The 15,191-nt window shown below is 59.1% G+C and carries 11 protein-coding genes and 1 tRNA gene; 5 read left to right on the forward strand and 7 right to left on the reverse strand.

What is annotated here, in order from left to right:
• The first annotated feature begins 841 nt into the window (after positions 1–841).
• The gene (locus H8B02_RS22380) at positions 842–1,252 is read left to right on the forward strand and encodes a malic enzyme-like NAD(P)-binding protein (protein WP_229168286.1); all 411 of its coding nucleotides are present in this window, start codon (positions 842–844) and stop codon (positions 1,250–1,252) included.
• Between the two features lie 442 nt (positions 1,253–1,694).
• Here H8B02_RS22380 and H8B02_RS22385 read toward each other — a convergent pair whose 3' ends face one another.
• From H8B02_RS22385 to H8B02_RS22395, 3 genes are all read right to left on the reverse strand, one after another.
• Positions 1,695–2,174, reverse strand: coding sequence for a Crp/Fnr family transcriptional regulator (locus tag H8B02_RS22385; RefSeq protein WP_229168287.1), 480 nt, complete (start codon positions 2,172–2,174; stop codon positions 1,695–1,697).
• A gap of 957 nt (positions 2,175–3,131) precedes the next feature.
• The gene (locus tag H8B02_RS22390) at positions 3,132–3,350 is read right to left on the reverse strand and encodes a hypothetical protein (protein ID WP_229168288.1); all 219 of its coding nucleotides are present in this window, start codon (positions 3,348–3,350) and stop codon (positions 3,132–3,134) included.
• A gap of 362 nt (positions 3,351–3,712) precedes the next feature.
• Entirely contained in the window at positions 3,713–4,237 is a 525-nt protein-coding gene (locus tag H8B02_RS22395; RefSeq protein ID WP_229168289.1) for a hypothetical protein, read from the reverse strand.
• A 106-nt stretch (positions 4,238–4,343) separates the two neighbouring features.
• Between H8B02_RS22395 and H8B02_RS22400 the strand changes: the two genes are divergently transcribed.
• The 4 genes from H8B02_RS22400 to H8B02_RS22415 all read left to right on the forward strand — a co-directional run bounded on the left by H8B02_RS22400 (position 4,344) and on the right by H8B02_RS22415 (position 11,126).
• Positions 4,344–5,654, forward strand: a complete 1,311-nt coding sequence (locus H8B02_RS22400; RefSeq protein WP_229168290.1) for an NHLP bacteriocin system secretion protein — start codon at positions 4,344–4,346, stop codon at positions 5,652–5,654.
• Positions 5,647–7,848, forward strand: coding sequence for an NHLP family bacteriocin export ABC transporter peptidase/permease/ATPase subunit (locus tag H8B02_RS22405; protein WP_229168291.1), 2,202 nt, complete (start codon positions 5,647–5,649; stop codon positions 7,846–7,848). The genes H8B02_RS22400 and H8B02_RS22405 overlap by 8 nt, the downstream gene beginning before the upstream one ends.
• Positions 7,845–10,733 (forward strand): NHLP bacteriocin export ABC transporter permease/ATPase subunit, encoded by a 2,889-nt coding sequence (locus H8B02_RS22410; RefSeq protein ID WP_229168292.1) that lies wholly within the window; start codon positions 7,845–7,847, stop codon positions 10,731–10,733. The genes H8B02_RS22405 and H8B02_RS22410 overlap by 4 nt, the downstream gene beginning before the upstream one ends.
• Before the next feature lie 195 nt (positions 10,734–10,928).
• Positions 10,929–11,126 carry a hypothetical protein gene (locus H8B02_RS22415; RefSeq protein WP_229168293.1) on the forward strand — a complete coding sequence of 66 codons (198 nt, stop codon included), beginning with the start codon at positions 10,929–10,931 and terminating at the stop codon, positions 11,124–11,126.
• Between the two features lie 1,511 nt (positions 11,127–12,637).
• On the opposite strand, the gene H8B02_RS22420 is transcribed toward H8B02_RS22415, so the two are convergent.
• From H8B02_RS22420 to H8B02_RS22435, 4 genes are all read right to left on the reverse strand, one after another.
• A complete protein-coding gene (locus tag H8B02_RS22420) occupies positions 12,638–12,871 on the reverse strand; it encodes a recombinase family protein (RefSeq protein ID WP_229168294.1) in 234 nt (77 codons plus the stop codon).
• Between the two features lie 328 nt (positions 12,872–13,199).
• Positions 13,200–13,874, reverse strand: coding sequence for a thiaminase II (tenA, locus tag H8B02_RS22425; protein WP_229168295.1), 675 nt, complete (start codon positions 13,872–13,874; stop codon positions 13,200–13,202).
• A 351-nt stretch (positions 13,875–14,225) separates the two neighbouring features.
• Positions 14,226–14,301: transfer RNA gene (locus H8B02_RS22430), tRNA-Lys, on the reverse strand.
• A gap of 165 nt (positions 14,302–14,466) precedes the next feature.
• Positions 14,467–15,048: a Spy/CpxP family protein refolding chaperone gene (locus H8B02_RS22435; protein WP_229168296.1), complete on the reverse strand. Its 582-nt coding sequence runs from the start codon at positions 15,046–15,048 to the stop codon at positions 14,467–14,469.
• Positions 15,049–15,191 lie beyond the last annotated feature (143 nt).

The raw sequence follows: 15,191 nt of genomic DNA on the forward strand, positions 1-15,191 counted from the left end.
CCGAACGGTCCATCACTCCCAAGGCCGCCTCCCCAAAACCAGCCTTGAATCTGATTTGCTCCTAACATAGATCCTTAGAGTCCATACCACCTAATGCTGGCGCGGTGCTTCTCGCTAACTCGATGATCGGCTCGGCCGCAGCGACCGTTGGCACTCGTCTTTCATCGATCGCACGCGCAAGTCGACCCATGCCGGCCAAGACGGCATCCAGGCCCATTCACGGCTCAATTTTGATACGGCCGGCATTCTCCAGAGCGAGAAAATGCACGAAAACGGCCGAGTTTTCGCGCCTGTCTCCGCTTCGAGGTACGAATTTTTGGAGCAAGGTGGCGGAAGGAGAGAATCTAGAAAGAAATTTGCTCCTCTGCTGCGGCTGAGGTGCTCTCGCTAGAGGAAAGCGATTGGAAATCGAGCTTGCTCTGCGCGTCTAAACCAGCCCTGTCTGGCATTAAATACCTCGCCACGAGACGTGACGTCTCCGAGACTTTATGGCCAATCGGACGAGCCGCCGGACGGAACCCCTGTGAGTCAGCAACGATGGCTCTGAAGGAGAGCGCCATGCCGGCGATACGGCAGATCTCATGGCAGAGCGAACTGGCTTCGAACAATCCGGGGTCGGGCAGTCCGCTGAATTATTGGGGTGGCACGGCTTGAGCTCCACGAGCCATGTCCCGGCCCACGAGAGACGCGGCCGCGCGGCGGCGACTCTCGCGAAATCACCGACGATTTCATGCAAGCCGCGCAGCAGGATTTCCTCGGTGTGTGATCCAATTCGGGGATTTCGCCAACCACACGCCTGCCGGCTGCAGCAGCCATCGCTACACCGCCTGGGGCGTCGGTAGTGCTCGCCGGTCTATTCTCGGCACTCCGGGTCACCGGGGGCGGGCTGACGGAGCAGAAACTCATGTTCCTCGGCGCGGAAGAAGCGGCGACCGGCATCGCAGACCTCGTGGTGACCGCCATGGTCGGCACAGGCCATTTCGGAGGAGGAAGCGCGGCGCTCGATCTGCCTGATCGATTCGAGGGCCGGCGAGTCAACGCGCACACAGACCTAGGCGAGATTTTCCTCGGTGCCGACGCGGATCTCCCGCAAGACAACCTCTCCGCGGCGCTGCCGCACGTCCGCGAGGTCTCTGGCTATATCGCAACGGAAGTGGTCCCCCTTGCTGATCAGCGCCGCCTCGCCGCCGGTCGTCTCCCGTTGGATGAACTGCCACGTCTGCGCTCAGATGTTCGACGCAGAATACAGTAGCAAACTTGCGTGGTAGGCTTCACTGCCCCAATCAAAACGCCGGCCCCCCGATGCACCAGCATTCTCGCGAGACTGCTTCCCGCCGGGCGGCAATATGATTGATCTATCGGCACCGAGGTTGCGCGCGCGAAACGGACGCTAGCGGGCGCGACATCCGGGGCGACCGCGCCGCCGAGGCCACCACCCGGCTTGGCCCATGCTCTCACGCTATGCTCACCGACGCCGCCGGCCACCCGGGCCCGCGACGCTTTTTTAAAGAAACTCGCGGTGGTAGAAAATACAATTGCACTAGAGTACTCGATGAGTTTCGATCTGGAGTGCTTTTGATGAAGAAGTTATTCATTGCTGCATTCTTGTTGATTTTCAGCTATTCGGCCCGAGCTCAAACGGAGTGTATGAATTCGATAAAGGTCGATACCGCTAAATCTGTTACTTTCCGAGGCTATTGCTTCGCTTGATGCACCAACAGCTCGGCAATCCGATTATCCGCCCGACGGAGCCTTCGACAAAGTTCGCGGCTGATATTCTGCATCACCAGGACATAGGCGTGGATGTCTGCCTTGCAATATGTGTAGAGGCTTCGAGCCGAGAGCTCATAGAGGACTGTCGGGCTTTGCGCGACGACGGAGGCTGATCGATTTTGCATTTCGATGAGCGTCATCTCGCCAAAAAAATCACCGGGCTCAAGACTTGCCATACGAATCGAGCCTCCCGAATGCCCAAGCTTGCTCACCAGGAGCTCGCCGGAGTGAACAACAAACATTGAACGCCCTGGTTCTCCTTCCGCGACGATTGTTGCTCCGACGTCGAAGCGACGCTCGACAAGCATCGAGATTAACCGATCGAGGCTCGTGTCTGACAGCCCACCAAAGAAAGGCGTGGCGAGTAGGAAAGCTTTCAATTCGGAAGAGCTGACAGCCATCGAGCCAATATACCGCCACTTCCGGCGGCAGCAACCCCAACGGACCGGGTGGAATATAGCGTCCGCTCGCTCAGGTGAATTAGCGACTCTCGTTCAGCCAGCGCGATCGCGCAGAGCCGTGTCGTTGTGCCGGTTCAATGGCCCCCTTCAGAGCCGGCATCGTTGGGAGTGCCGGCTCTGACATGCACCTGCTCATTGATTACGCCGGAAACGGTCCGAAGGGACCGCTCATAGGAAAGGTAGGTCCGGTGCCAGTCGGAAGCCTTGGACCACCCCCGATAGTCGGAGAGATAAATATTACCCCTCCATGACCGTCGGAAACCGGAATTCCGAAGCAACCGCCAGTCACGGATCCACATTCTTCATCGGACAGCGGACGGACCGTCTGATGCTCATTCTGATATGCACTCATCATAATCTCCATCTGTCTATGGTGACGGATGATCCTTGTCATCCGAGTGCAGCTTGCCGGATCAACGAGCAGTTCGCTGTGACTTTGATCACGCAGCATGTCCAAGCAACACAGACTACTCTTCATCGGATCGTTGATGTTCTTGCCGAATGAGGTGAACGGCGCAGGTCAGCTCGGCGCCCCCCCACCGAACAAAAATGCGAGGTTCTCGTTTCTGAGACCTCGCATCGATTAATGGCCTTCCAGTATGCCCAAGGTACGAACCGGGCTTGAGCTAGCTCCGAATAGGTCCTCCTGGAGAAGAGGGAATATGAAGTTGGCTCACGAGCCACTTTATGAAATCCGAAACGGCCGAATTGCCGGTTCCGGCACTACTGCGGCCTCCACCGCACGCAGAGTCGAGTTCGTCTCCCGTCAATTCCCGCATTTTCTGCATGGTGCGCTCCTCTCGTCTATTGGACTTGTGCCAGTTGAGATCATGGTCGTGGCCAAAGCGAAACCCGCGATGCGAGTGTCCCGGATCTCGCTTTGGTCAAACGGCATGTTCAAAAGATCTGGCTGATGCAGTACCCAATTCCGGCGAGAAGGCCACCGCCAACGGCACCGGGTCCGGCACCGACACCGCCAGCCGCAGCACCGCCCATACCGCCCGTCACCGCTCCGCCCGCTACCGCCTTGGCAAAATCTCCCCAACTCCATTTGCCGCCGGCGACCGCGTCGAGTTCGTCGATGGAAAGCTCGCGTGTCGCTGCATTGTCGTTCATGTTAGGCGTCATCTCAGTCCTCCTTGCTGTGTTGATGGTGCGGGACCACCCCGCAACCGGAGTGCAGCATGACCCAACTGCCCGGAGGCTTCTGTGAGGACCGTCACGCTCGGCGCGTCGCACCATAATTGATCCAGCCGACCTGCCCCTAAAGGCTCGACGGTGAGGCGAGCGATGCGCTTTCGCGCTTCAAATCGCGCCTTGTGACGCGCATCACGCTCAACCTGGGCGGCCAGCCTATTCTGCAAACTCGGGAAAGGACGACTCGTCCCGAACTTATGGCAGGACGCCAAAGGAGCATACAAATGTGGAATCGAGGATTCGCCGGCAGATCCCGCCTTCGGCATCAGTCGCCCGACGCGCTAAAGGCGCGCGTGAATGGAACTCAGGATTCCGGTCGTCGTATCGATAACCTTCAAGACCTCTTGTGCCTTTCCGAATCCCACCGGATTTTTGACGCACTGCTCGGACAACTGAACCAGCCGCTTCCTCTCGCTGGTGAGAATGACATTGGTTTTTTCAACTGCAAACTTGACGACACCTCGCAAGGGATTGTCGTCACCGACGTCGGTCAGATCCTTCTCCATTGTGATGAGATATTCGTAGGTGGCGAGTTCGTCGGAAATTTGCAGAAGCTCACGGATCGTGGAGTTGATGCAAACGATGTCTCCGTTCGGCACGTCCGAGCGCTTTGCGGTTTCGACGAGATCAGCCATCAAATTCGCAAACAACGGTTTCAGGCTTTCCGCCTGCTTGAGGTCGCTCTCGGAAAGGACCCCGGCCCGTGATACGGAGGAGTATAGCAGGCTCAGCGCTACACTCGCCGAGATGGCCAGCCGCGCGTGCGCTGCAAACAACCGATTTGCCTTGCCGCTCAGCGTGCGCATTCAAGCCCCGCCACCGATTTCGCGCCGGCCTTTATTGTGACGACGTCTGTTCTATGCGAAGATACCGGCATATTCATTCAATCAATTAAGTGCTTTGCGTGCAGATATGTCCACCTTGGAAACGCTCGGAGAACCTGAGAATAGGAGGGCAACCTCCGAGCCGCAACGGGCATTTCGGGCGACGGCGCTCGACCGCGCGGCCTCTCCCGAGCAGCTTGATCACCTTGTGATCCTCACCAAGTCCGCCGACTGGATCATCACGGTCGTTTTCCTCGTTGCGATTGTGGCCGCGGTCGTGTGGGGTATTTTCGGGCGCGTGCCGACCCGTGTCTCCGGCGAGGGAATCCTGATCAGCAATGGCGGCAAAGTAGTCGACGCCGTGTCGGCTGCCGCTGGCCGGCTGCAGTCTGTTGCCGTCACGGTCGGCGACCACGTCGACCTGGGTCAGCCGATCGCCCAGATCATTCAGACTGACATTGAGCAGAAACACAAAGCGGCGGTCGAAGTATTCCAAGAGCGGCAGCGCGAATATGCCGAACTCAAATCGAAGGTCGCGGTCGAACTCGCCGCCAAGAGCCAGAACTTCGAGAAACTCGAGGCCGCGCTCGAACAAGTCATCAAGGCGACGGGCCAGCGCGTCGACTATCTCTCAGTCGACGTCAAGAACCTCGAGGGCCTGCTTGCGAAAGGCTACACGACGCGACGCACTCTCGAGGAACGGCGGCAGGAACTGAACGATGCGCAGCAGCGCCGCCTCGACGCGCAGAACGAGATTCTCAAGCTCAAGTCGCAGAAGACGGACCTGGAGACGCAACGCGAACGCGACGTTCAACAATCCGAATTCACCCTGAACGAAGCACGCCGGCAAGTGAATGCAGCCGCGGAGCAGCTGAGCCAAAACACGCAAGTGCTGAGCCCGATGGAAGGCCGTGTCCTCGAAGTGAAGATCTCTCCCGGTTCCGTGCTGACGGTCGGGATGCCTGTGGTCCAGATCGAAAGCGAGGGCAACAAGCTCCAGGCCGTCGTCTACATCCCGGCCGAGCACGGCAAGCAGATCAAGCCGGGGATGCAGGTCCATCTCGAGCCGAGCACCATCAAGCGGGAGGAGTTCGGCATGATGCTGGGTACGGTCTTGAGCGTCTCCGATTTCCCGATGACGCCTCAAGGTATCAGCGCGGTGCTGCATAACGAAAGCCTGGTCTCCCGCTTCTCTCACAACGGCGCGCCGTATGCCGCCGCGGTGGCGCTTCAAGAGGACGATTCCACCGCAACGGGCTATCGCTGGGCCGTGGGCAACGGACCCGACGCTCATTTGACGAGCGGGACGCTGGCGCGCGCGGAAATAACAACTCGGCGGCAACGACCGCTCGATCTGATAATCCCCTTGATCAGGCATCTCACGGGAATTGATGGATAAGCCCTCTCCTCCATCGGCGAGCGCGCGGCACGGTCGCCTTTCAAGATGGCTGCGCAAAAAGGTGAAGCGGACTCCCGTCGTCCTGCAGATGGAGGCGGTCGAATGCGGCGCTGCGGCGCTCGCGATTATTCTAGCCTATCACGGTGCCTGGACTCCCCTGGAGCAGCTCCGCATTGCTTGCGGCGTATCGCGCGACGGAAGCAAAGCCAGCAACATAGTCCGAGCTGCGCGGCGCTATGGCCTTGTTGCAAGAGGGTATAGCGTCGAGCCGAGGGCGCTGGCTCAGCTTCCGACGCCCTGCATCATCCACTGGAACTTCAATCATTTTGTGGTTCTGGAGGGCATCAAGGGCGGGCATGCCTATATCAACGATCCTGCGACCGGGCGCAGATGCGTCAGCATGGCCGAGCTCGATCTTGCCTTCACCGGGGTAGTGTTAGTTTTCGAGCGCGGCGAAGAGTTCAGAATGGTCGGTAGCAAGCCCAACGGGATCGGGCTTCTGCTACGAGAGTTACGTCACTCTAGGGCGGCGGTTTTCCTGCTGGTGATCGTGAGTATCGCGCTTGTCGTTCCAAATATCCTTGCCGCCGGCTTTTCCAGGATTTTTGTCGACAATATCCTGATCCAGCACAACAATAGCTGGCTCATGCCACTCCTGATCGGCATGGCGCTGACAGCGGCTTGTCGTGCGGTGATGGTCGCGGTTCGTCAGTCGGTACTGTTGCGGCTGCAGGCCAAGCTCTCCGTTGTCATGACCAGCCGCTTCCTCTGGCGTATGATGGCGCTGCCGCTGGAGTTTTTTACCCAGCGCCATGCCGGCGACGTTGCTAGCCGCGTCGCGTCAAACGAGCAGGTCGCGCGCCTCTTATCCGGCGGAATTACGATGAACGCGCTCAGCTTGACGTCGGTACTTCTGTTCGGCGGCGCGATGGCGGTCTATGACGTAAGCCTGACGTTGTTGTGCGTCGCGATCTCCTTCCTGAACGTTCTCCTGCTTCGCCTGGTTGGGGGACGACGGCAGGAGCTCAGCTACCGGCTCGCGGTCGAACAGGGCAAGCTTCTGGGTGCTACCGTAGGTCTGGTACGCACCATCGAAACCATCAAGGCGAGCGGTCTGGAGGATGATGCATTTGGCAAATGGGCCGGCCTCCAGGCGAATAATCTGAATGCTGAACAGAAGCTCGGTGCATCGGCCATCATATTGGACATGGTGCCGACTCTGCTCTCTGGATTGATGGTCGCCGCGATCCTTGGCCTCGGTGGGTTGAGAGTCATCGAAGGCTCGCTGACGCTTGGTAGCCTGGTTGCGTTCCAATCCCTGGCGATGAACTTCTCGGAACCATTCGAGAATCTCGTCAACTATTTCGGCGGCCTACAGACCATCAAGGGGGCGCTCGAACGCCTGGAGGATATTCGCAATTACCCACTCCGGCCCACGCTACTCGGCAAGGCGGCCGATAGCATTCCACCAAAGCTTGCTGGTACGGTCGAGCTTCGCAATGTCAGCTTTGGATATTCCGTTCTGGAAGCACCACTGCTGGTCGACTTATCGCTGGTAATCCCTGCGGGATCGCGCATTGCGCTCGTCGGCGTCTCCGGCAGCGGAAAATCAACGCTCGGCAAATTGATCTGCGGGCTATACGAGCCATGGGCGGGCGAAATTCTCTTCGATCGATGGAAGCTGGCAGACCTTCCGTCTCAGGAATTCGCAAACTCCGTGTCCTATGTCGACCAGGATATATTTCTGTTCGAGGGTACCGCGCGCGACAATCTGACCCTTTGGGATTCCACGGTAGATGAGCGCGACTTGATCGCCGCGACCAGGGATGCGTTGATTCATCACGATCTGGCCACGCGTCCCGGAAACTATGACTGCCACGTCAATGAGGGCGGAGGCAATTTCAGCGGCGGGCAACGTCAACGCATCGAGATCGCCCGGGCATTGGTCTGCAGTCCTTCGGTTCTCGTGCTGGATGAAGCGATGGCCGCCCTCGATCCGATCACGGAAAAGGCCATCGACGACAATCTGCGACGCAGAGGTTGCACCTGCATCATTATCGCGCACCGCCTGAGCACAGTGCGCGATTGCGACGAAATCATTGTGCTGGAGCATGGCCGGATTGTGGAGCGCGGCACCCACGAAAAGCTTGTCGCGCTCCAGGGCAGCTATGCAAGGCTCGTGGCAAGCGAATGAGCAACCCCGTCGCCAAGGACGAGTTTTCGACCGAGAGGCCAATTGCAAGCTCCGGTCCTCGTCGCGTGGCGATCGATCCGCGGCATCCCATTCTCCTCAACGAACGGGATCAGGTGCTGGAGGTGAGCGCCGGTCATGTCGATATCTTCGCCGTGGAAACCTGCGGCGTTCGCCATCATATGTTTCGATGCGAAGTTGGTGAGGTCATACTGGATCTGCACACTGCCTGTGAAAGGTCCGCAATGCAATTGAAGGTTGTCGCAGTCGGTGGTCCTGACGCCGAGATCATCGCCGTCTCGCGAAGCGAGATCGCCACCGATCGCCTGTTCGGCTGGGTCGCCCGGCTGTCCACGCTCGCGGAAGGACCGGCCCGATCAGACAACGCTTCCGAATTGAGCGGTGGCGAAACGAGAGAACTGCATCCAGGCGAGCGTTGTCGCGGCCCGAAGCGGAGCATCGTTTGGGCTCGCATAGAAGCAGGAAGCGCAACGGTATTGGGTCTCGACCTCGAGCTCGCCACCGAAGATCCCGCCGTTCCGCTCACGGCAGATGTTTGGCTGGAAGCTGGCAAGGAGGGCTCCAGGATCATAGCCGAGCCGACCGCGCCTGAATTGTCTCTGGTCTGGCCGGCGCTCGACCGCTTCCATATCGCGATTGCCGCAAGTCTAGAGCGGTCATTGGGACATGAACGGTCGGCCGGACGGCAACAGCTCGCCCGGCGAACCGAGCTCACCCACGCGCGGACCCTGGATGCCCTCGAGCGTCTCTCTGACGTTGTTACTGCGCCGGCCGGTCGCGCGCAGGTTGAGCTGGACGTCAGCGATCCCCTGCTCGCGAGCTGCCGGCTCGTTGCGGACGCCTTGGGAAGCTCCATTACTCACGCGAGCCGAGCAAATCCCGCAGGGCAGAGCTTCGGCGACGTTCTGCAGATCGCGCGTGCCTCACGGTTGCGAATTCGCCGCGTCCAGTTGCGCGATCGTTGGTGGAGTTCTGACGCTGGCCCTTTGCTAGGGTGGCATGGGCCCGAAAGTGACCCGGTCGCTCTGATCCGTGATCGGCGTGGCCGGTACACGATGATTGATCCGAAGCGAGGACGGCGGCAACCGGTCAGCCGCTCGGTTGCAAACGTTCTCGCACCGGAAGCCGTCAGCTTCTACAAAACTCTGCACGCGTATCCACTTCGCTATCGCGACCTGCTATCATTCGCGACCGGAGGCCTCTCTGGCAGCATGGCCCGGCTCATTCTAGCGATCATTGCCATTGGGCTACTTTCACTAATACCGCCGCTAGTGACAAATCTGCTCGTCAATTCGGTGATCCCTCGCACGGAGATCGACCAGCTCGTCGTTTGCGCGGCGGCGCTTTCCGTCACTGCGATCGCGATAGCCGGACTGCAGGGAATGCAGGGACTGGTCACGCTCAGACTGGAAGGCATCCTCGATTACAAGCTCCAAGCCGCTCTTATCGATCGCCTGCTCAGATTGCCGGCGTCGCTGTTTCGCGACTACACGACCGGGGATCTGGTCGACCGTTCGATGGGCATTGAAGCAGCGCGCCAGATCGTTACCGGAAGGACCTTACGAGGCTTTACGTCAGCTCTGTTCGGCATCTTCAGCCTTGGGCTGATGCTTTACTATGACCTGTGGCTCGGCAGCATTGCACTTCTGCTGATCGGGCTCCGGGCGGCCGCGATCGTCGCAACCAGCGCCCTGCGGGTCTATTACGAGAGCAAGCACTTCAATCTGCAAGGCAAGGTCAGCGGATTTGTGCTGCAACTGATCGCTGGCGTCAGCAAGCTTCGCGTGGCGAACGCCACAAGTCGTGCATTGGCGCGATGGTCGGGACAGTTCGCTGTTCAGAAGCGTTACTTCATTGCCTCGCAACGAGCGGCCAACATTCTGGTAGTCTTCGAGACCGCCTTTCCGCTGATTGCGACCTTGATCATTTTTGCGATCGCCTCGCGCACCAACAGTCAGCTTTTGGCTAATCTCGGTGCCTTTCTTGGTTTCCTCTCCGCATTCGGACAGACCACGGCAGCCATCGGAAACTGGGCTTCGAGCATGAGTGAATCGCTAGTCGTCATCCCCCATTTAAGCCGGATGAAGCCGATTCTATCCGCTGCCGCCGAGATCGCAGAAGATCGACGTCCGACGGGCGAACTGATGGGCGAGATCGAGTTTTCCGGCGTCACCTTCCGTTATATCAAGGATGGACCGAAGGTCCTCGATGACATCACCCTGCGCATTTCGAGAGGTGAGTATGTGGCGATTGTCGGTCCTTCGGGCAGCGGAAAATCATCGCTGCTGCGATTGCTGCTGGACTTCGAGCGGCCGGAGGCCGGCACTATTTTCTATGATGGCAAGGCGCTGAACACGATCGAGACCAGCGACGTGCGCCGTCAGCTTGGCGTTGTGCTGCAAGACACCAAGCTGGCAACGGGCAATCTGTACGAAAACATTTGCGGCGGCGTCGACCTCACCTTGGACAAGGCCTGGGAAGCCGCGCGGTTAGCAGCCCTTGACGCCGATATCCGCCAGATGCCGATGGGCATGCACACGCTCGTTGCAGAAGGGATCAATACGCTCTCGGGTGGACAGCGCCAGAGGATCCTCATCGCCCGCGCCCTGGCACGTTCACCACGCATTCTGCTTTTTGACGAAGCCACGAGCGCGCTCGACAATCAGACGCAGGCGATTGTCGGCGCGTCGCTGGAGCGGCTGAACGTTACGCGTATCGTCATTGCACATCGGCTGAGTACAATCCGCCGTGCAGACAGAATCGTGATGCTGATCGGTGGCAAGATCGTGCAATCGGGAAGCTATGACGAGTTGACGAGCGGAACCGGCCCATTTGCGGAGTTCGCGCGGAGACAGCTTATGGCCTAGCCGGTCGGCCGACGATGTTGCTTCCCTACAGGGCCGTCGAGGCTCGTTGAGAGGCACTCGCCGCAGGCCGCCAAGAAAGTGCGACCAGTCGAGTGCGACGTTCCTGTGTGAGATTCGTCACAGCAACAATGGATAACGGCTGTCATGCTGGCATCACGATGAACGCGGTGTTTATCGAAGCAACGGAGAGCCAATATGATCCGCGATTTGAACGAATCCGATATCGAAGAAGTCTCCGGCGGCCTGCAGGATGGCTATCAGTTCTGCGTGGATGGTCCGGCAGGGACTGGTGTGTATCCGTCGTATGTCAATTGCGACCCGCCGACGAACCGACAGGTCTACGGCGCTTTCTTTGACGGCTACAACAAGACATCTGGCCGGCCGCCGGTTTGAATAATCACGCAGTCGAGCCAATCCAGCTATCGTTGGACTCAGCCGGCCGCGCGCTGTGGTACGGCTTAGGGACGCGCCCGACGACCCGGCGCGTCCAAGTTTGCCCTGGCACATCCATTGCCTCAATGTTCATCCTGGCAATGGATGGCTTGGCGGAAGGGGGATCACACGGCAAGTGCAAGCCCAGCACCAGCGTTCCGACGGCGTGACAGAGCTCTGGACGAGAAACCTCGCGTCAACCCGCCCTTGATAAGCCTCCGCCGAAATATTCCCGAGTGTGCGATCGCCCAAGATCAGGTCCGCATCGACTTCCCCCGACGTGAGCCTGCCATGGTTATCCTTTCTTCACTTGTTCGCTTGGCGGGCCGGCGGAAAATTGATTTCAATGTGCAGCACCGCGGCGGATGGTCCTGGCATCAGCGAGCCGGCAAGCTCGGCGCCGCAGCCGTCGACCGTTCGGCATCGCGGTGCTCGCCGTCTGGCTGATACAGACGATCGCTGTCACACCGGCGCGCCAGGCGGCCTCGTCGGTTTCGCCATGGTCGGCACGCCACTTGGAGTGACGGACGATGATACCGACCACATCGAGATCCAAAACATTTTCGCCGAGAGGTCGCCGGTGTGAGACGCTGAGCATCTAGGGACTTCGCTAGAGATCCGACTTCGCAACTAAAGTCTTACCAGCATCGGCCGATGAAAGAACCAGACTCGGCTGCAAGCTAGCGCGCAATCCACTACTGCCACACGCAGCCATCTTGATCTTTCAATCCTCCCAACTAAAGGTATGGCCTTCGCTTCAGTACAATCAGAAAGAAATGCATGCCCCGCGGTCGAACAACAAAGCGGATGGGCTTTCTCGACGGATATAATCCGGCGGAAACTTATCTTCAAAAGCCGGAACGCAAGCGTGGCGCCCCTGGAATGTTGGCGGGCAGTTCGACCAACAGCATCAACTAATTCTTGGTCTCGGGCGTGAAAGTGGTCTTTCGAAAGCAATTCGTGAGGCAAGCGATCGAACCATCGATTTAGAAGACGCTCCGAGCCAGCTTGAATTTGTTCAAGCGGATCTCGCCAAACCAAGAATCATTGCCGTCGGAACTCCAGATGATTTCAGCATGGTTTTGAGAGGAACGGATCTAGTTTACAGGTTACGTCCCTATGCCGTTTCTAAGGCGCCCGCGCCTACTTGGGAGTTTGCAGTACGCGAGAGAGCTGAATTGGGAGCGAGCTTTCGAGCTCCGATCCTATCAGAAGATCCACTTGCGCCTGACTCTATTCGTCTCATGACCTTCGGCGAAGCTCGCACGAGAGCACCACGAATGCGCGGCCGTGTGGTGCATTGGGACACAGTGAGAACCAAACTTTTTGCATCGACGCCCCGATCGCATACAAGGGAGCACCGGAATGAGTGAATGACTCAGATCACATCGTGCAATCTATCGCGTTGGGCGGATTGCTTCGACCGTTTGCTTCCAAGCGAGTCGCAATTGGGTGGTCCCCTCCCTATTCGATCAACGGCCAACGACCCGCTGCACAACGCTGGTGCCTACGCCAATGGTACGACCAATTTTGAGGATGCCCATCCCGCCGGCTTTTAGCTCGCGAATGCGGGCTTCCACTGATGGCCCGACCGGACGGCGACCCAGCTTCGTACCTTTCGCTTTGGCTCGCGCAAGCCCGGCATTGACCCGCTCACGGATCATGCCTCGCTCGAACTCAGCGAACACCCCCAACATCTGGAACATTGCCCTTCCCGATGGCGTGCTCGTGTCGAGCGCCTGCTGGTGTAGGTAATGTCGATTGACATAGTGATCTCTTCCTAGTTTGCCGTGGACCGCTGGATCGCGATCACGACTTCATTTACAAGATCGACTGTGGTGGGATGGCCTACTAGAGAACGTCGACAAGTTGAAGAGTGCGGCGCTTGTAGCGTGGCGACACGGTCCCAAAACAAGAAGGCCGCCCTTAGGCGGCCTTCGAAAAAATCTCTGCCATATCAGAGAGTTATTTGGTTGCGGGGATAGGATTTGAACCTATGACCTTCAGGTTATGAGCCTGACGATTGCCGAATGACTATTTCGTATGCTGGCCCGCACGCCAGCCCATCTCCCAGAAGTCGGCCTCGAGTCGGGTGGCTTCCTTGAATACCGTGATCAGCTCTACCTCGCGAGCTGACGTGGAGTAGCGATCGGCGAGACGCTCCAAGTGCGCCCGCGCTTTCGCCGCGACCTCCTGGTATGGCATGCTGGCATACTCGGCGATCCAAACGCGATATGGGTTCGTCGCAGCGTCCGCCTCGGGTCGCGCGGCGAGCCGCGTAGCGATCTCAGCGTAGCCGATCACGCAGGGGGCAAGCGCCACCTTGAGTGCCAACAGATCTCCGCGCATTCCCGCGTCGAGCACGTAACGTGTATAGGCCAGCATCTCGACCGCCGGAGGGGTTTGTTCGAGGTCGCTCGGAGAAAGCCCCCAACCGGCGCAGAGCTTCACATGTAGGTTCATCTCGACATCGAGGATGGCCGCGAGGCCGGCCGCCCCTTCACGCATGTCGGCAAGCTTGGGCGACTTGTAGACCGAGAGCGCGTAGGCGCGAGCAAACTCGATGAGGAACAGGTAGTCCTGAGCGAGGTAGTGACGAAATGCCGCTTCGGCGAGCGAGCCGTCAGCCAACCCATCTGTGAAGGGATGCTCGGTGTAAGCCCGCCACTCGACAGATGCTTCTGTCTTTAGACGCTCGAAGAAACTCACGACCTTTTTCTCCTGGCCTGCTTTCCCTAGAACGTCTTTGGCATGCTTCCGAGAGGGGCGCTGCAAGCCGGGTGGACGCTGACCTTGACAGGCCGCCGCGATCAGCCGGCACGATGACACACAATTCGCTGGTCGTCGGGACCGTTGGGATTGACTTACGCTCTCACGCTTACCAACAGAAATGCCGGCTGTGTCGGGCATCTCTAAGGACCTGCCGTCGGCCTCTGCAGCCACGATGCCGATCACATTGTAGAGAGCGGATTATTTAACCGGCTCGCAAAAACACCGTTTGAAAAACCGTTTTAGTTGGGCCTTCTCAAACGGTTCGCGAGGGTAAGTCATTGAAAGACTTGGTGGGCGCACCAGGGCTCGAACCTGGGACCCGCTGATTAAGAGTCAGCTGCTCTACCAACTGAGCTATGCGCCCGGAACTTGTCCGGAAATGACCCTCGCAAGAGAGGCCGTCGTTTAGCAAAGCGATTCCGCGATGTCCAGCAAGCTGGCGCAACTTTTCCCGACTTTCTGACAGCCGAAGGACCGCCGGATTCCGGCGGCCTTTCATAGGCTTGGCGAGGATGCCGGCGGCTGGCTCTCAGAGCCGGCCGGAGCGCTCCCGATCCGGACCGTCGTCGCGGTCGAAATGGTGGTCGCGGCCGCCGCGCTCCCAGCGGTCCATGCCGCGCTCGAGGCGATGGCGGCGCCAGCCCTCGGCACCGAAGCCGCGCCCTTCCATGTGGGTGAGCATGGTCAGCCGCCTCTTCTGGTTGTCGTCGAGCGTCTTGTAGAGCGGGTCGGCGGCATCGGCGATCTTCTTGAGCGACGTCGCGGTCGCCGCCATGTTGTCGGCGCGCTCGCGCAGCCGCGCGACCGGATCATCCGGCGTCTGCGCCTTGTCCGCATCGGTCTTCTCCGCGGCCATCCGCGCATTGGCGCGATCGAGCCTCATCTTAGCGAAGTCGCGCACCGCGGTTTCGACCGGCGGCCACAGCTTCTCCTGATCGGCGGTCAGCTTCAGCCCGGCGTGCACCGCGGCGATGCGCGCGTCGAGGAAGGCGGCCCGGTCCTCGGGGCTCATCCGCGTCTGGCCATGGAACCACGGGCGATGCTGGGCATAGACCGCGGTCGAACCGGCAATCGTGAGCGCCGCGATGCCGGCGAGCAGAACTTTCTTCATCCAAACCTCCTTTGAAGGTTGCCTGAGGATGATACCGCCTGCTGCGGCCTTCAACTTACGGATTGGACAGAGAGACCTTTCTTGCCAAGATGTAATCCGCTTCATTGCCCGTCAGAAACATCCAAAGCGCGAGGTCGCGCTTT

The organism is Bradyrhizobium altum (assembly GCF_020889705.1).
In the GTDB taxonomy this organism is placed as follows: domain Bacteria; phylum Pseudomonadota; class Alphaproteobacteria; order Rhizobiales; family Xanthobacteraceae; genus Bradyrhizobium; species Bradyrhizobium altum.